23 protein-coding genes are annotated in these 22,309 nt (G+C 59.0%); 11 read left to right on the plus strand and 12 right to left on the minus strand.

Features of this window, described 5'->3' with window-relative positions; all coding sequences use genetic code 11:
* Positions 1 to 166: 166 nt before the first annotated feature.
* The 3 genes from purM to HMPREF2857_RS07085 all read right to left on the minus strand — a co-directional run bounded on the left by purM (position 167) and on the right by HMPREF2857_RS07085 (position 3,449).
* Complete coding sequence (purM, locus tag HMPREF2857_RS07075; protein ID WP_016421389.1) at positions 167 to 1,231, minus strand: phosphoribosylformylglycinamidine cyclo-ligase; 1,065 nt, start codon at positions 1,229 to 1,231, stop codon at positions 167 to 169.
* 158 nt (positions 1,232 to 1,389) lie between these two features.
* Positions 1,390 to 2,958, minus strand: a complete 1,569-nt coding sequence (gene purF, locus HMPREF2857_RS07080; RefSeq protein ID WP_016421390.1) for an amidophosphoribosyltransferase — start codon at positions 2,956 to 2,958, stop codon at positions 1,390 to 1,392.
* Between the two features lie 50 nt (positions 2,959 to 3,008).
* The gene (locus HMPREF2857_RS07085; RefSeq protein WP_016421391.1) at positions 3,009 to 3,449 is read right to left on the minus strand and encodes a sterol carrier family protein; all 441 of its coding nucleotides are present in this window, start codon (positions 3,447 to 3,449) and stop codon (positions 3,009 to 3,011) included.
* 29 nt (positions 3,450 to 3,478) lie between these two features.
* On the opposite strand from HMPREF2857_RS07085, the gene HMPREF2857_RS07090 reads away from it, so the two are divergent.
* On the plus strand, positions 3,479 to 4,486 hold the full coding sequence (locus HMPREF2857_RS07090; RefSeq protein ID WP_016421392.1) for an acyl-CoA thioesterase: 1,008 nt from the start codon (positions 3,479 to 3,481) through the stop codon (positions 4,484 to 4,486).
* On the opposite strand, the gene HMPREF2857_RS07095 is transcribed toward HMPREF2857_RS07090, so the two are convergent.
* On the minus strand, positions 4,483 to 5,190 hold the full coding sequence (locus HMPREF2857_RS07095) for a hypothetical protein (protein WP_070546860.1): 708 nt from the start codon (positions 5,188 to 5,190) through the stop codon (positions 4,483 to 4,485). The two genes, HMPREF2857_RS07090 and HMPREF2857_RS07095, sit on opposite strands and share 4 nt — an antisense overlap.
* 119 nt (positions 5,191 to 5,309) lie before the next feature.
* Between HMPREF2857_RS07095 and HMPREF2857_RS07100 the strand changes: the two genes are divergently transcribed.
* Positions 5,310 to 6,248, plus strand: coding sequence for a hypothetical protein (locus HMPREF2857_RS07100; protein ID WP_246819651.1), 939 nt, complete (start codon positions 5,310 to 5,312; stop codon positions 6,246 to 6,248).
* Positions 6,249 to 6,254: 6 nt separating this feature from the next.
* Here HMPREF2857_RS07100 and HMPREF2857_RS07105 read toward each other — a convergent pair whose 3' ends face one another.
* From HMPREF2857_RS07105 to HMPREF2857_RS07125, 5 genes are all read right to left on the minus strand, one after another.
* On the minus strand, positions 6,255 to 6,746 hold the full coding sequence (locus tag HMPREF2857_RS07105) for a glutathione peroxidase (RefSeq protein WP_070643316.1): 492 nt from the start codon (positions 6,744 to 6,746) through the stop codon (positions 6,255 to 6,257).
* A gap of 46 nt (positions 6,747 to 6,792) precedes the next feature.
* Entirely contained in the window at positions 6,793 to 7,602 is an 810-nt protein-coding gene (locus HMPREF2857_RS07110; protein ID WP_246819652.1) for a polysaccharide deacetylase family protein, read from the minus strand.
* 134 nt (positions 7,603 to 7,736) lie between these two features.
* Entirely contained in the window at positions 7,737 to 8,408 is a 672-nt protein-coding gene (bluB, locus tag HMPREF2857_RS07115; RefSeq protein ID WP_070643318.1) for a 5,6-dimethylbenzimidazole synthase, read from the minus strand.
* A 4-nt stretch (positions 8,409 to 8,412) separates the two neighbouring features.
* The gene (locus tag HMPREF2857_RS07120; protein ID WP_371441570.1) at positions 8,413 to 10,644 is read right to left on the minus strand and encodes a S9 family peptidase; all 2,232 of its coding nucleotides are present in this window, start codon (positions 10,642 to 10,644) and stop codon (positions 8,413 to 8,415) included.
* A 5-nt stretch (positions 10,645 to 10,649) separates the two neighbouring features.
* Positions 10,650 to 11,543, minus strand: coding sequence for a phosphoribosylaminoimidazolesuccinocarboxamide synthase (locus tag HMPREF2857_RS07125; protein ID WP_016421399.1), 894 nt, complete (start codon positions 11,541 to 11,543; stop codon positions 10,650 to 10,652).
* A gap of 296 nt (positions 11,544 to 11,839) precedes the next feature.
* On the opposite strand from HMPREF2857_RS07125, the gene HMPREF2857_RS07130 reads away from it, so the two are divergent.
* The 7 genes from HMPREF2857_RS07130 to HMPREF2857_RS07160 all read left to right on the plus strand — a co-directional run bounded on the left by HMPREF2857_RS07130 (position 11,840) and on the right by HMPREF2857_RS07160 (position 18,864).
* On the plus strand, positions 11,840 to 13,162 hold the full coding sequence (locus tag HMPREF2857_RS07130) for an acetyl-CoA C-acetyltransferase (RefSeq protein WP_016421400.1): 1,323 nt from the start codon (positions 11,840 to 11,842) through the stop codon (positions 13,160 to 13,162).
* Between the two features lie 47 nt (positions 13,163 to 13,209).
* On the plus strand, positions 13,210 to 14,568 hold the full coding sequence (locus HMPREF2857_RS07135) for a 3-oxoacyl-ACP reductase (RefSeq protein ID WP_070643321.1): 1,359 nt from the start codon (positions 13,210 to 13,212) through the stop codon (positions 14,566 to 14,568).
* Between the two features lie 53 nt (positions 14,569 to 14,621).
* Entirely contained in the window at positions 14,622 to 15,584 is a 963-nt protein-coding gene (locus tag HMPREF2857_RS07140) for a MaoC/PaaZ C-terminal domain-containing protein (RefSeq protein WP_070601610.1), read from the plus strand.
* Positions 15,585 to 15,964: 380 nt separating this feature from the next.
* Positions 15,965 to 16,429, plus strand: coding sequence for a class Ib ribonucleoside-diphosphate reductase assembly flavoprotein NrdI (gene nrdI / locus HMPREF2857_RS07145; protein ID WP_083310530.1), 465 nt, complete (start codon positions 15,965 to 15,967; stop codon positions 16,427 to 16,429).
* Positions 16,426 to 17,430, plus strand: coding sequence for a class 1b ribonucleoside-diphosphate reductase subunit beta (gene nrdF, locus HMPREF2857_RS07150; protein WP_080969595.1), 1,005 nt, complete (start codon positions 16,426 to 16,428; stop codon positions 17,428 to 17,430). Before nrdI ends, nrdF begins: the two co-directional genes overlap by 4 nt.
* A gap of 42 nt (positions 17,431 to 17,472) precedes the next feature.
* Positions 17,473 to 18,048: an NADPH-dependent FMN reductase gene (locus tag HMPREF2857_RS07155; RefSeq protein WP_016421405.1), complete on the plus strand. Its 576-nt coding sequence runs from the start codon at positions 17,473 to 17,475 to the stop codon at positions 18,046 to 18,048.
* Between the two features lie 120 nt (positions 18,049 to 18,168).
* Complete coding sequence (locus HMPREF2857_RS07160; RefSeq protein ID WP_070643323.1) at positions 18,169 to 18,864, plus strand: VOC family protein; 696 nt, start codon at positions 18,169 to 18,171, stop codon at positions 18,862 to 18,864.
* Between the two features lie 2 nt (positions 18,865 to 18,866).
* Here the strand turns inward: HMPREF2857_RS07160 and HMPREF2857_RS07165 are convergent, their stop codons facing one another.
* The gene (locus HMPREF2857_RS07165; protein ID WP_210384780.1) at positions 18,867 to 19,601 is read right to left on the minus strand and encodes a hypothetical protein; all 735 of its coding nucleotides are present in this window, start codon (positions 19,599 to 19,601) and stop codon (positions 18,867 to 18,869) included.
* 49 nt (positions 19,602 to 19,650) lie between these two features.
* On the opposite strand from HMPREF2857_RS07165, the gene HMPREF2857_RS11320 reads away from it, so the two are divergent.
* Positions 19,651 to 20,031: a primase C-terminal domain-containing protein gene (locus HMPREF2857_RS11320; protein ID WP_246819654.1), complete on the plus strand. Its 381-nt coding sequence runs from the start codon at positions 19,651 to 19,653 to the stop codon at positions 20,029 to 20,031.
* A gap of 261 nt (positions 20,032 to 20,292) precedes the next feature.
* Here the strand turns inward: HMPREF2857_RS11320 and HMPREF2857_RS07175 are convergent, their stop codons facing one another.
* Positions 20,293 to 20,694: a hypothetical protein gene (locus HMPREF2857_RS07175; protein WP_048733056.1), complete on the minus strand. Its 402-nt coding sequence runs from the start codon at positions 20,692 to 20,694 to the stop codon at positions 20,293 to 20,295.
* 401 nt (positions 20,695 to 21,095) lie between these two features.
* Entirely contained in the window at positions 21,096 to 21,371 is a 276-nt protein-coding gene (locus HMPREF2857_RS07180; protein ID WP_048733057.1) for a hypothetical protein, read from the minus strand.
* A 402-nt stretch (positions 21,372 to 21,773) separates the two neighbouring features.
* On the opposite strand from HMPREF2857_RS07180, the gene HMPREF2857_RS10950 reads away from it, so the two are divergent.
* Positions 21,774 to 22,292, plus strand: coding sequence for a replication initiation protein (locus tag HMPREF2857_RS10950; protein WP_210384781.1), 519 nt, complete (start codon positions 21,774 to 21,776; stop codon positions 22,290 to 22,292).
* The last annotated feature ends 17 nt before the right edge of the window (positions 22,293 to 22,309 follow it).

Here is a 22,309-nt window from a genome sequence, read left to right on the forward strand (position 1 = left end):
CATAAACTCATACAGTTTCACATTTGCAGCCCGTGGTTTTCTGGGATCTCCGTTGTGCAACCCAGAATCTAGACCGCCCCGTCGCATCAGTAGGCCGCCCTCCACGGCAGACCAGCCGGCCCAGTCCCCGGCCGCCCGTCGCAGTAAACCGACGGCCGGCCGACGCTTAGAAGCGCGGGTGGCTGCCGCGCAAAACAGCCCCGTCCTCGCCAGCCTCGCTCTTGCGGACAGTACCCAGCTCCCAAGCGTTGATGTGGCGGGCAGTCAGCAGAGCCAGGGCACGATCGCGGTCCTCTGCGGAAACAATCGCAACCATGCCAACACCCATGTTGAAGGTCTTCTCCATCTCCTCGCGGGAGACGTTGCCGAGCTCAGCAATGGTCTTGAAAATCGGACCCGGGGTCCAAGTTGCGCGGCTCATGTCGGCGGTCAGGCCTTCCGGCATGATGCGAACCATGTTGCCAGCCAATCCACCACCGGTGACGTGGCAGAAAGTGCGGACCTCGGCCTCGTTCATGAGAGCCAGGCAATCCTTCGCATAAATCTTGGTTGGCTCCAGCAGCTCCTCACCGAGGGTGCGCCCGAAATCCTCGACATAACCGTCGAGCTCCAGACCGGCCTTCTCCAGGAGAACGTAGCGAGCCAGCGAGTAGCCATTGGAGTGAAGTCCAGAGGACTCCATGGCGATAATGACATCGCCCTCACGCACGCGGTCCGGGCCGAGAAGCTTGTCCTCTTCCACGACACCGACGCCGGTAGCTGAGACATCGTACTCACCCGGTTCCATCACACCCGGGTGCTCTGCAGTCTCGCCACCCAGGAGCGCGCAACCCGCCTGGACACAACCCTCGGCGATGCCGGAAACGATCTCGGCGACGTGCTCCGGCACGACCTTGCCAATTGCAATGTAGTCCTGCAGGAACAGCGGCTCGGCGCCGCACACAACCAGGTCATCGACGACCATGGCGACCAGGTCCAGGCCAATGGTGTCGTGCTTGCCGACGGCCTGCGCCACGGCCAACTTGGTCCCCACACCATCGGAGGATGCGGCCAGCAGCGGCTTTTCGTAGTTGCCCAGTGCAAACAGGCCGGCAAAACCGCCGAGCCCGCCACGGACCTCTGGGCGAGTGGCCTTCTTGGCAATCGGGGCGAATAGTTCAACGGCGCGGTCGCCGGCTTCGATGTCGACACCGGCTGCAGCGTAGGAAGCACCAGAAACGTTCTCGGTCATTAGAGGCTCTCGCTTTAAACTTTCTCCCCCGGGCGGCGTTACTGCCGTATCCGGGAGTATTGGCGGACCGGGAACAAAGCAACGGCTGCAATCCACAGCACCGCTTGCGCTTCGTTCTCGGTTCAGTTCTCGTAGTTCATTCTAAGGAGGTTTCGAGGCTAATTGCTCGTTGCGGCTTTGGCAGCCTGGGCTGCCTGCATCCTTTCCACCGCTGCCGCATTCGGATTGCCCTCCGGCAGCCCCAGCGGGTATTTGCCATCGAAGCACGCACAACAGACTTCGGTCTTTGCCTGCTCGGAAGCGGCGACCATGCCATCGATAGAGACAAATCCCAGGCTGTCGGCACCAATCGCGGTTGCGATACCGGCGACAATGTCATTCTCATCGACACCGTTGGCCAACAACTCGCCCGGGGAAGCGAAGTCAATGCCGTAGAAGCACGGCCATTTCACCGGCGGTGCGGCGATGCGCACGTGCACTTCCTTCGCACCAGCCTCACGCAGCATGCGAATCAGGGCACGCTGAGTGTTGCCGCGGACGATGGAGTCATCGACCACGACCAAGCGCTTACCGGCGATAACTTCCTTCAGTGGGTTCAGCTTCAGTCGGATACCCAACTGACGAATCGTCTGCGAAGGCTGAATGAAGGTACGCCCCACGTAGCCGTTTTTGGTCAGCCCCTGACCAAACGGGATGCCCGATTCCTGGGCGTAGCCAACAGCGGCCGGGGTACCGGATTCCGGCACCGGCATCACCAGGTCACCGTCAGCCGGGAACTCACGTGCCAACTGGCGGCCCAGCTCAAGACGCACCGCGTTGACGGAGCGACCACGGATGTTGGAGTCCGGGCGGGCCAGGTAGACGTACTCAAAAATGCATCCAGCGTGGGTGGTCTCGGCAAAACGCTGCGAACGCACACCGGAAGCATCAATGGTCACCATCTCGCCTGGCTCGATCTCGCGAACGAACGATGCACCGACGATATCCAGCGCGCAAGTCTCGGATGCGACTACCCAGCCACCGGACAGGCGCCCCAGGCACAGCGGGCGCACACCGTATGGGTCACGCGCGGCGTACAGCGTCTCGCCATCGGTGAAAGTAAGACAGAAAGCACCCTTCAAACGCGGCAGCAGTGCCATCGCGGCCGCTTCTACATTGGTGCTGCAGCCGTAATCTTCGGGGTGGTCAATCTTGCCGGTTTCGTCGGCAAGCAAAGTGGTCATGATTGCGGAGTCACTGGGCAGCTCGCCCTCTTCACGCAGTAAACCCTTGTCGACCGCCTCATGGAACAGCGTGAGGTGGTTGGTCAGGTTGCCGTTGTGCCCCAGCGCGATGTCCGTGCCGTCAGAGGCCATCTGGAACATCGGCTGTGCATTCTCCCACGCAGGAGCGCCGGCGGTGGTGTAGCGCGTGTGCCCCACCGCTACGTGCCCCTTCAGAGCGTCGAGCGTCTGCTCATCAAAAACCTGGGAAACAAGGCCCAGGTCCTTGAATACGAGAATTTGGTCGCCGTCGCCGACTGCGATACCGGCGGCTTCCTGGCCGCGATGCTGCAGGGCAAACAGGCCATAGTAGGTGAGTTTGGACACGTCTTCGCCAGGTGCCCAAACGCCAAAAACGCCACATTCTTCGCGCGGGGATGTCTCTCCCAGATCGTCGTAAGGCGAAATTGGCAAAAGTTTGGACTTTGGTGCACCTGAAATGTTGGTATCGGCCACGACATTCACACTAATAGCCCCACCCGCCTAGGCACCAATTCAGCATCCCCCCACGGGCTTTAAGAAATGCGCGCCACCGGCAGATGATTCCCAATTTCCGCCGCGCGCGTGCCCGACATATCGATGTGCGCCTGCACCTGCTCTAACGTGATCATTCCGCACGCGAGTCCCAGCCAAATCTCCGGCGACATCTCCACGACATTGGGCGGCGTACCGCGCGTGTGCCTGGGGCCCTCAATGCACTGGACCGCGACGAAGGGCGGCACGCGCACCTCGACGCTATGCCCCGGAGCCTCTTGGGCGAGCATCCGCACGGACAGACGCACCGCTTTGGCAAGGCTCGCACGGCTTAACGACGACCCCTGCGCCCCATCCGGCCCGATGAAGGAGGCAGCCTCTTGGTCAGATAGCAATTCGCGGCCGAGAAGCCGTTGCGCCGCCCAGGGTGCGGCGGTGGAAAGAGCGCTGCGAACGTCGAAAGGCGAGATTTTGGATACCATAACCTCATCCTAGAGTTATGCTTTCATATATGGATACGCAGTCAACTGAAAAAGCTGAACAGGTGCATGCTCCAGCGTCACCATCTCTTGTACTCCGTTTTATGGCATCGCCGACCGATGTCATTATGGCCGGAACCAATTCTGTCCACGGCGGCCGTGTGTTGCAGTGGATTGACAAGGCCGCTTACGCCTGCGCGACCGGCTGGTCGGGACGCTACTGCGTGACTGCGTACTTCGGTCACATTCACTTCACTCGCCCGATTCCCAGCGGCCACATTGTCGAGGTGCGCTCCAAGATTGCGCATACCGGTCGCAGTTCCATGCACATCGTCAACGAAGTGCTCTCGGCTGATCCGCGCGAGGGCAAGTTCACCCGCGCAGCTGACTGCCTGGTGATCTTCGTGGCCATGGATGAAAACGGTAAGTCGACTCCGGTGCCGAAGTGGGTGCCGCAAACAGAGGAAGAAGAGCGCGTTGAGAAAGCCGCTCTTTCCCGTTTTGAGCTCCGCCGCGACATCGAAGCCAGCATGCGCGCGCAGACCTACTCCGCGGACTCTTCCGCACCCGAACTGACCACACGTTTCCTGGCAAAGCCGACCGATGTCAACTGGGGCGGAAACGTCCACGGCGGCACCGCCATGGAGTGGATCGACGAGGCTGCGACGGCAGTTACCACCAACTGGGCAGGGCGCCAGACCATTTCTGTCTACGCAGGTGGTATTCGCTTCTACAGCCCAATCCACATTGGCGACCTGGTTGAGGTGCGCGCACGCATCCTGCGTACAGGCACGACCTCGATGCACCTGTCGGTGCAGGTCTACTGCTGTGAGCCCCGCAAGGGTGTCGGCGGCCTGCGCAAGGCACTGCATTCGACCATGACGTATGTCGCAATTGATGACGATTTCAACCCGCAGCCGGTACCGCACTTCCAGCCGACGACGGATGAGGACAAGCGCCTGCACGCTCACGATCTGTCACTGAAGGCATTGCGTGACAAGTACAGCCCGCTGCCGCTGATTGAGCGCGAACAGGATTAAGCCGCCTGGCTACCCGGCTTCCTGTTTTTCCACCAGATGGATAGGAACATCCAGCCAATCAGCGCGAAGGTGATGTAGGTGACGTACCGGTCAATCGTCTGCAGGGAGCCCTGGATGCTTGGGCCAAACTTCAGGCCCAAGTACAGGTAGAAGCACTTGAGCATTGCGGCACAGAGGAAGAGGTACACGCCTACTACCCAGCCGCGCACCTTCGCAATACCACCGATGGCCACGACAATCGTGGCCGGAATCGGCGAGAATGGCACAAACGATGCCAGCACACTCAGCCCGATGCGTTCATAGATGAAGTTCTCCATCTTCTTAAACCATCGCGGTGGGTGTCCGCCGAAACTCATCGTGATGAATTCCGTGCCCCACTTCTTGCCCATCCAGTAGAAGAACGGCATGAACTTGATTGTCGAAAGCGCCGCAATCACTACAACAGCGAAGAGGAGGAGCGGCCGGTCCTCGTTTTCCGACGCGAGAATCAGCACCGACAGATTCGATCCTGTCAGCCATGTGTGCAAGAACGTGTACTTGAGCAGCAAGACCGCACGGAACGGGATGATTGCAAAGCCGTACACGGCAACCAGCATCAGCGATGCATAGAGAAGCTTGTCTATTTTGTCCGGCTCACGCAGGAAGCTCGGCAGATCCTCACGAGGGTCGTGCTCGGCCTCGTTACGCATGTCGGGTGAAGTCATGAACCACAGTTTAACTGCACGCCCTCTTCCGCAGCAGGAGCCGCAGACTAGGCCATTACGTACGGCTCAGACGCACTCGCCAAGGACGACCGCAGCGCCGCCTACTATCCTGGGAAGATATGACCACCGATTCACCCGCGCCTGTGCCCGCACAGCAGCCTCACGCAGCACGGTCTGAGTCTTCCTCACCATCGCTTGACGACGGCCAGGAGAACGCATCCTCACCGAGCATGCTGCAACGTGTTCGCGCCGCTATCCCGCCTGTGTCCATCCTGGTACTGACGGCGGTATTCCTCTTCGCCGGGTGGTTCACGCTCTTCGGTCCTATCAATGTTCTAGCGTGGCGTGGTGGCACGTTCCCCCGCACCGAGGCAGACCGCCCTTACTATCAGCAGGCTCTGAAGGATGTTGCGCGCTATCAGTACGAGGAGCAGCCCTCCCCTGAGGTTTACTTCGGCCTGGCGTGTGGCGCTACTGATGACGACATCCGCAGCGTTATCCCCAAGGTCGGCGAGCACCCGAATTCAGACGCAGACCCAACTGCTGATGCAGATGCCGTCGCCGCCGCTGCTGCCACCAGGCCGGGTTCTGCACCTGCGGCTGCGAACGAGACTTCGAAACTGAATCCAAACCTTGACGCATTCGGCAACACGGTCGACTGCTCCGGTTCCTGGACTGCGCCATTCTTGTCATTGCTGCTCGCGTCCGCGGGTGTTCCGGTCTTTGATACGCCCGAGGATTCGGCTGCCGCAACCGAGAACCCATGGCTGGTTACGGATGTCGAACAGCTCATGGATGCCTACAAGGCACATGATGCTTTCGTCACCGACAAGGACTTCTCTCCTCAGGTGGGTGACATCATTTTCTACCGCTACCCCGCAGGCCTTGGGGTGCACGCCAACATGGTTGTCGCGGTTCAGGGTGACTGGGTCACCATCGGTGGCGATGAGCTTGGCAAGGTCGGTCTAGCTAGCATGACCCTGCGCAACCGAGGTGGCATCGTGGGCTACGGTGCCACGGGCTACTTCGAGCAAGCACCGCTGGACGCCACCAAATAGCCAAGTTTAAATAGGCAGATTTTCCTCAATGAGGTCGCGCAGAGCGTCGTCGTCAGGCGAGACCTTGGAGCGGAAACGGCCGATGACCTCCCCCTCGGGCGAGATAACGAACTTTTCGAAGTTCCACTTCACGTCCCCAGCCTCGCCGTCGGCGTCCGGGGTTTCCTTCAGCAGCTTGTACAGTGGGTGAGCGCCAGCGCCGTTGACCTCCGTCTTTTGGAAGAGCGGGAAGGTAACGCCGAATTCGCGCTGGCAGAACTGCTTGATTTCCTCGGCACTGCCGGGCTCTTGCCCGCCGAACTGGTTGCAGGGGAAACCGAGGACGAAGAAGCCTCGGGGTGCGAGTTCGTCGAAAAGTCCTTGCAGATCGTCGTACTGATCCGTGAAACCGCACTCCGAGGCGGTGTTGACGATAAGCAGAACGTGGCCTGCCCAGTCGCTCATCGTTGCTTCGTTGCCGTCGATGGTGGTCACTGGGATGTCGAAGAGATTGCTCATAAACCCCACACTAGGGCAGTCCCACGATAGCCGTCAGAGGGGACGACTAGCCTACCTGCTCCATGCCTTCAAAGAACTCGCGGCCCAGCGGCACCGAAGAGTGGTTGACCGGCTGCGCACCCCCATCGACCGCCTGGTCAATGATGCCGACAACATCCTGGCGCAGCTTGTGCTCCCGCAGTTTCGAAGCGTTAACGGAGATACGCACCGCGCGGCCCTTCTCCAGCGAGCGCTGCACTGAGGAGCGCACCGCGCGGCGCCACCAACCGGCGCCGCCGAAGCCCTCGCCGATAGCCAGCACGCGAGTTGGATCAACAGCACCAGTGGTCAGGTCGCGGACCCCATTTCGGTCCGCTGCAACACGGAAGCCCAGCTCCGGCAGCACGTTCATGGTCTCTGGCGACATGGTCCACTTCGGCGGTGCAAAGACATCCGTCTCAAAACCCATCGCACGCATCTGGCGCGTTGCGGCAGTCAGGCGCAAGCGCGCTTCATGTTCGCTTAACGACGCAAATTCCGCGCCTCGGCCTCGAACCGACTGATCGAACCCCGCGAGAACAATCTCGATGCCGTCATCGCTACGACGGCGGAGCCAATCCAGCACCGCCGGAGCTTCCCGCAACGACCAGTTCTTACCCGCATGCGGCGCTACCAGCAGAGACGGCGTAATACCGCGCTGTTCCATCGCTGCCACGAAACGAGCGACATCGAGCAATGTGCCATCGCGCAAACCCGACACCGACACCAAAAGCGGCGAACCGACCACACCACCGTCAACAGTTACGAGCTCTTTGCCCGCTGGACGAATGACCTGGTCGGTCGTCCGAATCTGTTCTTGCACCCCACTGCCTGCCATGGATTCAACAAAAACAGGCGTATGTAAATTTTTGGTAACGGAGAGGACAAGGCTTGGAGAATACTCAGAAGCCTTTCAAGTAAGAGTTCAAAAAAGCGCCATCGCAGGGCATCAATTCGCGTCTGCAGCGCGGATTATCCCCAATGCACAACCTCATCGAGCGCCAGTCCCTTGCGCCAACCGAACTTCTCCAAGTCACGCTCCGCTGCCAGGTGCGTTACCGGACCAATGCACAGCCAAGCCACCGGGCGCACGGGCGCCTCGACACCGACAAAGTCAGCCAGAAAATCCTCATGGTAGAAACTGACCCAGCCGACGCCGAGCCCCTCTGCTGTAGCGGCCAGCCACAAATTCTGAATAGCCAGCGCGACTGACATGAGGCCGGTGTCATCGACGGTGTCGCGGCCGAGAATGTTCTTGCCGCCACGGGTCGGGTCATAGGTGACGACGATGCCCGTTCCCGAGTCCACAATTCCTTCAATCTGAATCGGATTGAAGGTCTCACGCCGCTCGCCTTCGAGCTTGGCCGCGAATTCAGCGCGGCGTCCGGCTACGTGGTCGGCAAACTGCCGCAGGCGGTCCGGGCTCTGAATGATATGAAAGTCCCATGGTTGGGACAGCCCCACTGATGGGGCGGCGTGGGCCGCCGCCAACACGCGCATCAATCGCTCCCTGTCCACCACTTCTCCGGCGAATTCGCGGCGCACATCCCGCCGCCGAAAAAGGGTGTGGTAGACGGCCAACTGATCGTCGGAAAGCGAATCGGTGTCAAAACCCTGCGCTGCCAGCAGCGTGCGCATATCCATGCCGTTACTCCACCGCACCAGCAGTGTGGACAATCCAGGCGTACTCGAAGGCAGTCTGACGCCAGCGTTCGTAACGACCGGAAACACCACCATGACCTGCGGACATCTCGGTCTTGAGCAGGAACTGCCCCGGCTGACCTCCGACAACCTCGCGCAGCTTGGCGATCCACTTTGCCGGCTCCACGTAGAGCACGCGGGTGTCGTTCAAACTAGTAATCGCGAGAATCTTCGGGTACTTCGCATCGGCCGAGATGTTCTCGTACGGCGCGTAGGAGGCCATGTAGTCGTAGACCTCCGGGTCGTGGTAGGGATCGCCCCACTCATCCCACTCCACCACGGTCAGCGGCAGCTCTGGCATCAGCATGGATGTCAGGCAGTCGACAAACGGGACCACGGCCTGAATGCCCGCGAACCTATCGCCAGCAATGTTCGCGACCACGCCCATCAGCATGCCGCCCGCCGAACCGCCGAGTGCTACCAGCTGCTCGCGTGTGGTCCACCCAGAATCCAGCAGGTAGTCAGCGACGGCGACGAAGTCAGTGAATGTGTTCTTCTTCGTGGTTGCGCGACCGTTCTCCCACCAGCCGCGGCCCATTTCGCCACCACCGCGGACGTGTGCAATGACAAAAATCATCCCACGATCCAGCAGCGACAGTCGCGCGATGGAAAAGCCAGGATCCATCGAGGCTTCATAGGAACCGTAGCCGTAGAGCAGCGTCGGATTCGGCTTGCTCAGGTCCAGGTCCGCGCGGTGGATAATCGATACCGGAATCTGGGCACCGTCGGCTGCACTCACCCATTCACGCTTGGCGACGTAATCACCGCGATTAAACTTCCCGCGAATCTTCTGCTCCTTGAGCAGCACCCGCTTGCCCGAGGCAATATCAATCTGCCAAAGCTGCGACGGCGTGGTGAAGGAGCCGTAAGCGTAGCGCAACACCGGGGTGTCCCATTCAGCATTGCCGGTAGTGCCTGCAGAGTAGAGCTCTTCGTCGAAGTCGAGCTCGACGAAGTTCACAGCGGACGCTGGCACTGGAGCAGCAGCATGGCTTGTATCAGAGGCATCACCAGCGGAGCCAGCACCATCCTCATCCTGATCCAATACCGCCAGCGCCACACGGCCAATACCGCCACGACGGTAACCAAACGCGATGTGCCCAGCGAAGCAGTCGACGCCCTCAACGCGGACGTCATCCCGGTGCGGAACCAGCTCAGTGAGATCCGAAATGCTGTCGAAAGACCCCGCCGGCACCATGGCCAGTGCGAAGTTCGAACCAGTCATATTGTGTGTAATCAGCCACATATCCCGGCCGCTAATGACGGCGTGATCGATGTCGTATTCAACACCGGCCTCACGCGGGCGCACGCAGGTGAACTCACCGGTCGGGTCACTGGCGTCCAGGTACCAAACCTCGGAAGTAATCTTCGAGGAGCTCTCAATAATCAGGTACTTTTCGCTGCGTACCGTGCCAACTCCAACCCAGTAGGCCTCATCGGGCTCATGGAAGACACAGACATCATCCTCGGTGGAGGTGCCCACGCGGTGACGCCACACGGAATCCGGCCGCCAGGCTTCGTCGACCTTCTGATAGAAGATCCACTCCGAGCCGACCCAGGTAGCACCTGCGGCGATGCCCGCAATTTCGTCGTCAAGCAGTTCGCCCGTGCGCAGATCCTTTACGCGCAGCGTGTAGCGTTCGTCGCCTGTGACGTCGGTGGAATAGGCCAGCAGATTGCCGTCCGCGGAGACGCTCGCTGCGCCGAGGGCGAAGAAATCGTGGCCTTCGGCCAGCTCGTTGGCATCCAGGATGACCTGTTCTCCTGGTGCTGGGGCATCGTCGGCGATGGTCGGCGGCGTCCACGCGGCAAGACCGTCACCGGCCTCCGCACGCACGCGACAGCTCATCCCGTAGGACTTGCCCTCCTGCGTGCGCGAGTAGTACCACCAGCCGTTAAGGCGAGTTGGGACCGACATGTCGGTCTCCTGCACACGCGACTTGATCTCCTTAAAAATCGCGTCCGCGGTGCCGTCAACATCGGAGGTAAAAGCCTCCGTATAGGCATTTTCAGCCTCTAGGTAGTCGATAACCTCGGAGTTTTCCTTATCGCGGAGCCACTCGAAGTTATCGGTGAAGTCCCTTCCGTGGAAGGACCGAGTCACCGGCTTCCGTTGTGCACGGGGTGCGGGCAAATCCTTTTTTGCAGGCTTGCCGACGGATGCCGAGTCCAAGGTCACTTCGCTCACGCAGGTTCTCCAATCCAGTCCGAGAAGCGGCGGCCCGACAGTCGTTCGTAGGCCTCGACGTACCGCTCGCGAGTTGCTTCCACAACACTACCCGGCAGCGCTGGCGGCGGAGTGCCCTCGTCCTTCTTCCAGCCGGACTTGGAGCAGGTCAGCCAGTTTCGGACGTACTGCTTGTCAAAGCTCGGGTTAACCGAACCCTCCTGGTAGGAGTCGGCTGGCCAGTAGCGGGAGGAGTCCGGGGTGAGAACCTCGTCGGCCAGCACCAGATTGCCGTCGGAGTCGAGACCGAACTCGAACTTGGTGTCGGCCAGGATGATGCCGCGCTCAGCAGCCAGTTCAGCAGCCTGGGTGTAGATACGCAGGGTGGCATCGCGCAGCTCTTCGGCGCGCTTCTGCCCCAGGGACTCCACAACGGCGTCGAAAGAGACATTCTCGTCGTGCTCGCCCAGTTCGGCCTTGGTGGCCGGGGTGAAAATCGGTTCTGGCAACTTGGAGCCCTCGACGAGGCCCTCTGGCAGCTCAATGCCACAGACAGTGCCGTTTTCCTTGTACTCGACCAGGCCAGAGCCTGTCAGGTAGCCACGTGCGACGCACTCGAATGGCAGCATGTCCAGCTTCTTGCACACCAGCGCACGACCTAGGCACTCCTCCGGAATGCGCTCATCGTCAGCCGGGCCAGCCATGTGGTTCGGGAAGTCAATCTCATCGAAGAAGAACACGCTCATCGCGGTGAGCACTCGACCCTTGTCAGGAATCGGGGTCTCCAGAATGTGGTCGAAGGCAGAAATACGGTCACTGACCACAAGCAGCAGAGTCTCAGGGTCAATCTCGTAGATTTCCCGGACCTTGCCCGCGGAAAGATGGTTATACGAGGAAAGTTCAGGTCGCATGGCGATAAAGTCTAAACCCCCATACGCCTTTGCACTCTATTGATACCTCCGGCCGCCACCCCAACTAGTGGGGATTGACGCAATTACCGTCGTCAAGCGGGAAAACTTTTGAGATTCCGGAGTGCTGCCCATCGAATTTTTCACAGGTGGACGACGGTGTTTACCCCTCACCTCCCCCGCTCGGTAGATGACTGGACAAAAATATTTCTAAAAACGTGACAGAAAACACCGATACCAGTATTGTCTAAATTTAGTAATTCACGTCACACTTCAAGGATTTTGAAGGGAACAATCACATGGCAGCTCAGGCCAACAATAACTCTCTGCGCCGCGCAGTCGTCGTCGGTGGTAACCGCATTCCGTTCGCTCGTTCTAATAAGGAATACGCTAACGAGTCGAACCAGGACATGCTGACCGCCGCAATCGACGGTCTCGTCGCCCGCTTCGGTATCGGCGGCGAGCGCCTCGGCGCAGTCTCCGCCGGCGCTGTGCTGAAGCACTCCCGTGACTTTAACCTCACCCGTGAGTGTGTCCTCGGCTCCGCACTGGCGCCGGACACCCCGGCTTTCGACATTCAGATGGCATGTGCCACCGGCATGGAAGCCCTCAACTCTGTCTCCAACATGATCAAGCTGGGCCAGATTGACTCCGCCATCGCCGGCGGCGTGGACACCACCTCCGACGCTCCGATTGCTGTCAACGACCGTCTGCGCAAGATCCTGCTGGAGGCCAGCCGCCAGAAGTCCACTCTTGACATGGCAAAGGTTTTCCTGAAGGCTCGTCCATCCGACCTGGCTCCGGACACCCCGTCGACCGGTGAGCCGCGTACTGGCCTGTCCATGGGTGAGCACCAGGCAATCACCACCGCCAAGTGGGGCGTTACCCGTGCTGAGCAGGACGAGCTCGCCGCCGCTTCCCACCAGAACATGGCAAACGCTTACGACGAGGGCTTTTTCACTGACCTCGTCACCCCGTACAAGGGCGTTTCCCGCGATACCAACATGCGCCCGGATTCCACCCCGGAGAAGCTGGCCAAGCTCAAGCCAGTCTTCGGCCGCGGCCTGGAAGCAGAGCCGACCATGACCGCTGGTAACTCCACTCCGCTTACCGACGGCGCCTCCGCCGTCCTCGTCTCCACCCCGGAGTGGGCCGCTGAGCGCGGTCTACCGGTGCTTGCCGACGTCGTCGATTCCGAGGCAGCCGCAGTTGACTTCGTCCATGGCGACGAGGGCCTGCTGATGGCTCCGGCTTACGCCACCCCGCGCCTGCTGGCCCGCAACGGCTGGACCTTCGATGACTTCGACTTCTTCGAGATCCACGAGGCCTTCGCCGGCACTGTCCTGTCCACCATGAAGGCATGGGAGGACGAGGAGTTCTGCCGCACCAAGCTCGGACTGGAAGGCCCGCTGGGCTCCATCCCGCGCGAGAAGCTCAACGTCAAGGGCTCTTCCCTGGCAGCCGGCCACCCATTCGCCGCTACCGGCGGCCGCATTGTGGCAGCCCTCGCCAAGATGCTTCGCCAGAAGGCAGACGAGACCGGCAAGACCACTCGCGGCCTGATCTCCGTTTGTGCTGCAGGCGGCCAGGGTGTTGTCGCAGTTCTCGAGGCTCGCGTCTAAAAGCGCACCACCGATAAAGACACTTTTACTTTCAAGGAGAATTTTCCATGACCGATAAGTACCAGGAACTCGTCAACGGTGGTCCGCTCACTGGACTGGCAAAGGCCGCTGGCCTGCCGCAGCCACCGTTCCTGCGCCGCCACAAGCCGGGCGGTCCGCTGCTGAACAACGACAAGGTGCTCGTCACCGGCGAGGGTGCAGATGCAGACGCAGTTGCAGCTCAGCTGGCTGAGTGGGGTCTGCAGGTCCGTCGCGGCAACGCCGCTGACGACAAGATTGGTGCCATTGTCCTCGTCGCCACCGAGGCTAAGCGCCCGGCAGAGCTGCAGGGGCCAGTGCTCGCTGCTGCAAAGCACATGCGCAAGCTGGACAAGGGTGGCCGCATCGTCACCGTCTCCCGCGCCAAGGATGCTCACCACAACGCAACCCCGGCCGAGATCGCTGAGAACGCTGTCGCCGGTGGTATCGAGGGCCTGATTCGCTCCCTCGGCCACGAGGTTCGTGGCGGCTCCACCGCTAACGGCATCCTCGTTGCTCCGGGGGTCTCGGTCACCGCGCCATCCGTGATTTCCTCCCTGCACTTCTTCCTCTCCGGCCGCTCCGCCTTCATCGACGGCCAGTTCCTCCGCGTCACCTCCGACGCTGGTGAGATCCCGGCCGACTGGGATAAGCCGCTGGCTGGCAAGGTTGCCGCTGTCACCGGTTCCGCCCGTGGTATCGGTGCCGCTATCGCTCGCCAGCTCAAGGCTGACGGTGCAGAGGTCATCGTCATCGACGTTCCGCAGGCTGGCGAGGCTCTGTCCAAGGTTGCCAACGAGCTCGGTGGCCTGGCTCTGCAGCAGGACATCACTGCCGACGACGCCGGCAACGCCATTGCCGATGCCGCTGTAGCCCGCTACGGCCGCCTGGACATCGTCATCCACAATGCAGGCATCACCCGCGACAAGATGTTCGCCAACATGGACGACGCCAAGTGGGGCTCGGTCATCGCCGTCAACATCGAGTCTCAGCTGAAGATGAACGAGCAGCTGCTGAACCACAAGGCCTTCGAGAAGGCTCCGCGTATTGCCACCATGGCTTCCACCTCCGGTATCGCAGGTAACCGCGGTCAGACCAACTACGCCACCTCTAAGGCCGGCGTTATCGCAATGGTCGAGGCTTACGCTGAGGAGTTCGCTAAGCGCGGCGGCAACATCAACGCTGTTGCTCCGGGCTTCATCGAGACCGACATGACCGCTGCTATTCCGTTCGTCAACCGCCAGGTTGCTCGACGCGTGAACTCGCTGCAGCAGGGTGGCCAGCCGGGCGATGTCGCCCAGGCAATCGCCTTCCTGGTCTCCGACCGCGCTCTCGGCGTCAATGGTCACGTCCTGCGCGTCTGCGGTCAGAACATCGTCGGCGCCTAAGCGAAGTCGCGGCTTCCGCATAGGCTCCCGATAAGGAGGAAAGAGGAAAACTTATGGCTAAGACCCTGGATGCCATTCCCAATCTGGTTCCGCTCTACGCCAAGGCAGCTGCTGGTTCGGCGAAGAAGCGCCCGAACTCCACCGAAATCAAGGTCGATGAACTAGTGGTCAAGGGCGTCACTGTCGATGCCGACCGTGACCAGGACTTCCGCGACGTCGTTGGCGCCCCGAAGTCTGAACAGGCTTTCTTCGGCCACATCCACGCCCTAATCATGCCCATCCAGATGGAGCTAATGGCTGCGGATGATTTCCCGCTGCCGATGATGGGCCTGGTCCACACCGAGAACACCTACCGCGAAATCTCGCCTGTCACACTCGGTGGCAAAGTTGATATCGCGGTGAAGGTTGCCGCATTCCGCGCTCACCGCTCGGGCACTGAGGTTGTTCTGGAGTCAACTGTTACATCGTCCACATCCGGCGCCACCTTGGTCGAGGAGCAGTCGGTGTATCTGGCCAAGGGCGTTCGCCTGAAGGATGCCGAGGGCTTCGAAGAGGTCCAGGCACAGCGTGAGGCCATCAAGTCCGGCGCCGAGACCATCAAACGCGAGCAGTTCAAGGTTCCCTTCCCCACCGCTCAGTGGAAGCTGGCTGGCAACACCGGCCGCAAGTGGGCCAAGGTTTCCGGTGACTGGAACCCGATTCACATCACCTCTGTCTCCGCGAAGGCTCTGGGCATGCCAGCAGCGATTGCACACGGCATGTACACCGCCTCCCGCGCGCTGGCTGAGGCACAGGTTCTGCCGGGTCAGTCGTACGAGTTCCAGATTTCCTTCGGGGCACCAGTCGTTCTGCCGACCACGATCAATGTCGCCCTCACCCACACCGGTGACGGCGCGGGTGCCGCACACGATCTGACTGATGGCAGCTCCAACATTGGCCGCGCAGTCAAAATCGTCGCATGGGACCGCAAGAAGAAGCGTCCGCACTTCACCGGAAGTGTTCGCCCACTGAAGTAGTGGATTTCGCTATGCATCTGTAGTTATTCCATAACGCATTGATGCTAAGCGCTGTAGAAAAGGCCGCACTTTGGAAACCCAGTCATCTCGTTGACTGGTTCATTCCAAAGCGCGGCCTTTTTGTTTGCCCTGTTTGGCTCCGCTGAGAGGCCTCTGGAATCTACCTCCCCTCGTTGGGGAGACACCCCCGCTGCCAGCCCCGCTATCTTTCTCGCCTTGAAAATCAACTGCTGGATTTTTCTGCCGTTAATACAGAGCCGCGGCTTTACTTCTCAATTGCATTACTAAGCACGTTCAGTCTTACGTAAGCAGCACCTTGTTGACACCACGTTCACTCCTGTACGTTATTGTTCAACCCATTGAACACAGGAGGTAATTGAGTGTCTTCATCCTCGAAGACGCCGCTGACTTTCACGGAACTCCCACTGGAGGAGTCACCCAGAATCGTGTACTTCTCCAGTGCCTCTGAAAACACTCACCGGTTCGTCCAAAAGCTTGCTCAACCCGCAGCACGCATCCCTTTACATCCGCGAAAAGACGGAATGATTCGCGTTCGCAGCCCATTTGTCCTGATCACACCGACTTATGGCGGCGGATGTCGGCGCCGCGCGGTGCCTAAGCAAGTCATCGCTTTTCTCAACGACGAAACCAACAGGAGTTTCATCCGCGGTGTCATCACCTCGGGCAACACAAATTTCGGCACCGACTTTTGCATAGCCGGAGCCATCATTTCTGCAAAATGCCAGGTCCCGGAGCTGTATCACTACGAGCTACTGGGGACAGACCACGATGTGGAGAACGTCCGAGAGGGCCTGGAAAAATTCTGGAGGAGTGCTACTTCTTGAACATCTACAGCTATTCAACTACGCCACCGTCTTTTCGGAAAGACCCATCTGCACGCCTTCGGCCAATCAACTGGAACCGAGTGCAAGATGACAAAGATCTCGAAGTGTGGAATCGCCTAACAGCAAATTTTTGGCTGCCTGAGAAAGTCCCGCTGTCCAATGACCTTGCAGACTGGCGGCGTCTCACCGATCTAGAACGCGAGCTGACTATGAAGGTCTTCACAGGACTGACCATGCTCGACACAGTGCAGGCGTCTGTCGGAGAGATTTCCCAAATTCAAGATGCCCGCACTGAACATGAAGAGGCGGTCTATACCAACATCGCTTTCATGCAAGCAGTGCATGCAAAGTCCTATTCTTCAGTTTTTTCAACGCTGTCCAATACCCCTGACATCGACGCTGCCTACCAATGGGCAGTCGGCAATGACATCCTGCAGGCACGTTCAAAAGCTGTGCTCAAACACTATTACGGTGCCGTTCCACTCAAGCGAAAGGCGGCAGCAACGCTTCTTTCGTCTTTCTCGCTTTACGCCGGTTTCTACCTCCCGCTGCACTTCGCATCACGAGGCATCCTGACCAACACCGCCGACATGGTGCGCCTGATCCTGCGTGACAAAGCTGTGCACGGCTATTACTCCGGCTACAAATTCCAGCGCGGCGTAGAAACCTACGACGCCACCACGCAAACGCAGATGAAGGCTTTCGTCTTCGAGCTTCTCGACGAGCTATACCAGCTCGAACTGAGGTACTCCGAAGCTCTATACGAGCCACTCGGGCTTTACGACGACGTTGCCAACTTCATTCGATACAACGCCAACAAAGCGCTTATGAACTTGGGATATCCGCAGCGGTTTAACCATGATGAGACCGCTTTCAAACCCGAGATTCTCGCCGCCCTCACCCCGGGATCAGATGAAAACCACGACTTTTTCTCCGGTTCCGGCTCCGCATATGTCATCGGAAAAGCCGAAGACACCGCAGACGAAGACTGGGATTTCTAAACCCGCGTCTTTCCCCATACATCCTAAGAAAGGAACATTCGCATGACTGCACAGATTTCTATCCTGGTAGGAAGCTTGCGTCGAGCCTCCTATGCACGAAAGATTGCACTCAAGGCAGCCACGTACTTCCCCGATGACTTCAAAGTCGACATCGTCGAGATTCGTGACCTCCCTCTCTACAACTTCGACTACGACGACCCCGCAGTGTCCGATATTGCGACTCCCGCGGAATACACCAGTTTCCGGGAAACCATTAAAGCCAGCGATGGCATCCTATTTGTCACCCCAGAAAACAACCGCACAATTCCTGCAGCTCTGAAGAATGCCGTTGACATCGGATCTAAGCCCAACGGTGATGTGGCATGGAAGAACCTGCCCGCGGGAATTATCAGCCACTCCGTCGGCCGTATGGGAGGTTATAGCTCTCAGAAGAACTTGCGACTCGCGCTGTCGTACTTCGACATGCCGATGCTCGGTCAGCCAGAGGTCTTCCTGGGACAATCGCCAACACTCATTGACGAACAAGGAGAATTCACGTCGTCAAGCACTGAGGACTTTGTTCGCGACTACATCAACAGATTTGCAGACCTAGTTCGCGAGCAGAGCCCACGCCACTAACTGAAATCCCCTAATCAGCGCAGCGTTACTGGGGATATCACCGTATGAAGATTCTTCACTGACTAGGATCAAACGCTGCGTTCTCTGCGCGGTTAAGCGCTCGTCGTTAGGCTCATTTTCATGACTGTTTCTATTTCGGCCGTGATCGCGCTTAACGACGACCCTCGCGCCGCTGCGCGGTTTTACGCCGAAGGTTTTCACTCCAACATCAAGCCCAACTCCACCACGCTCACCATCGGTGGGATGGACTTCGAGCTCATTGAGGACGGGAACCGCCGATTAACCCCCGCTGTGTCTTTTTTGGTGCGATTTGCCCCTGGTCAGGAAAACCAGCTGCGCAGACTGTGGGAGCATCTGATGGCGGGTGATGAAACCATCAGCGGTGGTGCTACGCTCATGCCCCTGACCAGCTACGATTTCTCGCCGCTCTTTGGCTGGTTGGTAGACGGCAATGGGGTCAACTGGCAACTGATGATTAATTCCTTAACCAGCGGGGCTGCAAGCACGGACGCTGCCGCAAAGACAGCGAATCCCGCCGTTATTCCCTACTTCATGTGGACTGGCGACGAACCACAGGCTGCCGCCGCCACCGAGGTCTACAACCAGCTTTTCGGGTCAGGCAATTTCATGACGCTCGACTCGCCGGGCATGCACAAATTCACCTTTGGCGACGGTGTGGCGATGCGCATCTCCAGCGATTCCGCCGAAGAAATCGAAAGCGCCTGCCAAGCACTTGGCCTGGCAGGCGCTGAGATTACCGAGGGCACGGAAGCCGTCGTCAAGCCTGACCGATTCGGCGTGTACTGGACGCTCTAGCGTTACTTGCGCGTCAATGCGATCGCTGCGCCGACGAATACGGCTAGCAGAACTCCACCGATAGAAATCCACATCATGTTCGAGGAACCGTCATCCTCGTTTTCTGCGGTGTCCTTCGGCTCCTGCTGGCTACTAGTCGGGGTTTCGCTACTTGGCGACTTGTGCGCGACCTTTTCAAAACTTGGGCCCGGAATCTTCTCGCCGACCAACTCCGTGGTCAGCTGGTAGGTCACCGGGACGTTTTGAACATCCGCGACATCGTGAGATTTACCGGCGCCCCAGCTGTTGTTGAAGAAGACAACGATGTACTGCTCACCATCCAGCCACGCTCTTTCAGCCTCGTAATCGCCCGACTTTTCACCACCTTCGCCAATCCGATTGCGGTAGTTAATCCGGGCCGAGTTACCAAATGCTGTCTCTTCGCCGATCTGGTGTTCATTTACAGGACGGTTTTCCTCGCTACCGGCGAGCTGACGCGCCGAATTCAGTGTCTTGATATCCAGGCCGGAGATTTGTGCAAGCTTGTCCGCTTCTGGGGCGTCGATGAGCTTGACGGCGCCGCGGAGCTGCTGCCCATACTCGGACTTGATCTTGTACACGTGTGTCTCACCAGGAACGATGTCGGCCGTGACGCTGCTGATGTTGTCGACAGTAAGTTCCGTGGCGTCATCGAACCACGAACCTGGGGTGACCTTCTTAGCCTGATCTGCTTCCGGTGTCGCGGGCGGAGGGTTCAAGCTCTACACACTCGACGAGCTGAACTTCTGGCTAACCGAAACCGGCTTCATGCCGCCACCATCGTGGAAGCGCACCCGCCGCAAAAACCCCGTCGGACTAGGGCGCAACTGCGCCCTATTCGAATCAGCACGCACCTGGGCATACCGCGAAATCCGCCACCACTTCGGCAACCCCGACGGACTCGGCCGCGCAATCCAAACCACCGCACAAGCCATGAACCAACAACTCTTCAGCGAACCACTGTCTACACGCGAAGTCGACCAAATCGCCCGCTCCATCCACCGATGGATCACCACCAAATCCCGCATGTGGGCAGACGGCCCCGCCGTCTACGAAGCAACCTTCAGCACCATCCAAAGCGCACGAGGCCGCAAAAGCGGAGAGGTTAGGCGTAAAGCTGCTCAAGAGAACTGGAGAAGTGCCCTATGAGTGAGGTTTATGCTCGCTATCCGCGTAACGGAAAAACAGCTCGCGCTCTTGCCGAGAAAATGGGCGCGTCTGTTAGAACCGCTCAACGATGGACTAGTGAATCGCGCGAAGACTACCTCGCACGCGCTAACGAGAAGCGTCGCCGCGTCCGAGAGTTACGTGCTCGTGGGCTAAGCATCAGGGCGATAGCAAAACAAACTGGGTACTCCGTGGGAACAGTCCACCGCTACGTATCAGAGTAAAGCCAGATGCTACGTTCTTCTACTCATCATCAGAGTGATTCTCCTTGAGAAAACCCATGAAACTGAAGTATGGGACATCTTCTGTAGCTCGTTGAACGGCTTCGAAAACAGCATCACTAATAGGGTCAATTATCTTGTCACTTAGGTTTAAGACTTCCAGGAAGAAATGCTGAGTAATCATGTACGGACGAAAATTTTCCTGATTACTACCAGGGTCTAATTCTTCAGCAAGCTGATACTCGTCTTCATCGCACTCATCAACTGTGAAATCAGGAAGATCGTCAATTTCGGGAAAAGAAACTTTGAGTTCCTTCTTGAAACGCTCGGCAACCTGGTAAGAGTCTTTTTCAGAGCAATAAACGTAAAGGTCTTCGTAAAAGCCTTGCAGCTCACCATTTGACAAGGAAGAAGGATTGGTCATGCGAAAGTCACTCCGTTCATTAGTAGTCGGGATAGTAAGCCTAGCTTTAACGGGGGCAGCGTTCTCTGTTGCGCCGAGTGCTAGTGCGTATGCACCGAAGCCAGCATCGGAAGTCTTCCTAGCGAAGAAAAAGCCCCCACGAGGAAAAGGCGTCACGCTGAAGTGCGCTGTCGTAAATCTTCGGAATGAAGCAACTGGGCAATACATCTTTGGCAAAGGCAAGGACAGGGGCGCCGCTCAGCGAGATGCAAATAATAAACTGGGGAGGATGAAAGGAAAAGGATTCAAGCTCAAGCACTGCCGAGCAATCTAGCGCTCAACCTACGTTCCGCTTTCATCGAAAGAATCCGGCGCTTCGTTCCATGTGTTACCTCGCCGGCGACATCGCGCGAGCCAACGGCTTAACCGTCGCGCTTGCGCTCTGGCCGCGGCGCACCGCGCTTCCTGCGCGGGCGCACACCAAAAACAACTCCCGCGCTGTCAGCGACAGCCTCAGCCCCAAGCACACGACGAGGATGCGACTGCACCGAGCCTTGATCGCGATCAGCGCCCCGTAGAGCGTTCAAAGCATCCTCCACGCCTTGGAGTGCCAACTCGCGCTGTGAGGCGCTCAGCGTCGCGTCTGAGGCGATTTCTGAGCCAATTTCACGCAACCGCTCGATGTACGAACCACTCACACGCCCAAACCTCCCAAAAACCGGTCAATAGCCCCATCCTGCACGCCGCCCGCGCCACACACGCACCCAGTCCCGACCCTGCCAAGTAACGAAAGTGACCCGCCAGGGTCGACACACCTCTTGCAGATGAGCATCTGCGACTTTTTAGGGACTGCCGCGGTGGTGGGACCGCCTTGCCGAGGGGCCGGTTTAGTGGTCGATGAAGTCGGGGTGCGTAGTGCGCGTTGGGGGCCTCTCGGGGCGCCCAGGGGGAGGAACTCGCTTCGCTCGTGCAGTGAGAAAAGCTCTCCAGGGGATCCCCCCCTGGAACCCCGGAAATATCTGACTTGGTTCGCGACGTACTTTGAACACGCTGGGGAGAAATCCCCGAGCACAAAACACCCCTGTGCAAGGATGAGCACCATGACAGCTCCCACCGACCGGCCAGACGGCAAATTCGAGCAGCTATGGCTGCCACTATGGCCGCTAGCGTCGGATAATCTGCGCGACGGAATCTACCGCACCAGCAGGCAAAAAGCACTCGGGAAACGATTCATCGAAGCCAACCCCGATGCGATTTCCAACCTGCTTGTCGTCGACATCGACCACGACGACGCACTCATCCGCGCCATGTGGGATCGCGAACAGTGGCGATCCAACGCAGTCGTCGAAAACCCCACCAACGGCCACGCACACGCCGTATGGGCGCTAGAAGCCCGATTCGCACGCACCGAGTACGCCCACCGCGCACCACTGGCCTACGCTGCCGCAGTCACCGAAGGACTACGCCGCAGCGTCGACGGCGACACCGCCTACTCCGGGCTGATGACCAAAACCCCGAGCACCCCTGCTGGACAAGCCACTGGGTCACCAACCACCTCTCCTTGTCGGACGGGAACGCCTCCGGCACATCAGTCAGGTTTTCGTTGGCGAAACGCTTGATGGTCACTTCTGCAGGA

Origin of the sequence: Corynebacterium sp. HMSC076C10 (assembly GCF_001812455.1) — a bacterium.
GTDB classification, from domain to species: domain Bacteria; phylum Actinomycetota; class Actinomycetes; order Mycobacteriales; family Mycobacteriaceae; genus Corynebacterium; species Corynebacterium jeikeium_D.

Excerpts from the sequence above, each read along its gene's own strand:
- HMPREF2857_RS07130 (WP_016421400.1), top strand. The coding sequence starts at position 11,840 with ATGGCAGCTCAGGCCAACAATAACTCTCTGCGCCGCGCAGTCGTCGTC.
- purM (WP_016421389.1), bottom strand. The coding sequence starts at position 1,231 with ATGACCGAGAACGTTTCTGGTGCTTCCTACGCTGCAGCCGGTGTCGAC.
- HMPREF2857_RS07095 (WP_070546860.1), bottom strand. The coding sequence starts at position 5,190 with ATGACTTCACCCGACATGCGTAACGAGGCCGAGCACGACCCTCGTGAG.
- HMPREF2857_RS10950 (WP_210384781.1), top strand. The coding sequence starts at position 21,774 with ATGACAGCTCCCACCGACCGGCCAGACGGCAAATTCGAGCAGCTATGG.
- HMPREF2857_RS07085 (WP_016421391.1), bottom strand. The coding sequence starts at position 3,449 with ATGGTATCCAAAATCTCGCCTTTCGACGTTCGCAGCGCTCTTTCCACC.
- HMPREF2857_RS07110 (WP_246819652.1), bottom strand. The coding sequence starts at position 7,602 with ATGGCAGGCAGTGGGGTGCAAGAACAGATTCGGACGACCGACCAGGTC.
- HMPREF2857_RS07175 (WP_048733056.1), bottom strand. The coding sequence starts at position 20,694 with ATGACCAATCCTTCTTCCTTGTCAAATGGTGAGCTGCAAGGCTTTTAC.
- HMPREF2857_RS11320 (WP_246819654.1), top strand. The coding sequence starts at position 19,651 with ATGCCGCCACCATCGTGGAAGCGCACCCGCCGCAAAAACCCCGTCGGA.
- HMPREF2857_RS07105 (WP_070643316.1), bottom strand. The coding sequence starts at position 6,746 with ATGAGCAATCTCTTCGACATCCCAGTGACCACCATCGACGGCAACGAA.
- HMPREF2857_RS07155 (WP_016421405.1), top strand. The coding sequence starts at position 17,473 with ATGACTGCACAGATTTCTATCCTGGTAGGAAGCTTGCGTCGAGCCTCC.
- bluB (WP_070643318.1), bottom strand. The coding sequence starts at position 8,408 with ATGGATATGCGCACGCTGCTGGCAGCGCAGGGTTTTGACACCGATTCG.
- HMPREF2857_RS07100 (WP_246819651.1), top strand. The coding sequence starts at position 5,310 with ATGACCACCGATTCACCCGCGCCTGTGCCCGCACAGCAGCCTCACGCA.
- HMPREF2857_RS07160 (WP_070643323.1), top strand. The coding sequence starts at position 18,169 with ATGACTGTTTCTATTTCGGCCGTGATCGCGCTTAACGACGACCCTCGC.
- HMPREF2857_RS07135 (WP_070643321.1), top strand. The coding sequence starts at position 13,210 with ATGACCGATAAGTACCAGGAACTCGTCAACGGTGGTCCGCTCACTGGA.
- HMPREF2857_RS07125 (WP_016421399.1), bottom strand. The coding sequence starts at position 11,543 with ATGCGACCTGAACTTTCCTCGTATAACCATCTTTCCGCGGGCAAGGTC.
- HMPREF2857_RS07140 (WP_070601610.1), top strand. The coding sequence starts at position 14,622 with ATGGCTAAGACCCTGGATGCCATTCCCAATCTGGTTCCGCTCTACGCC.
- HMPREF2857_RS07090 (WP_016421392.1), top strand. The coding sequence starts at position 3,479 with ATGGATACGCAGTCAACTGAAAAAGCTGAACAGGTGCATGCTCCAGCG.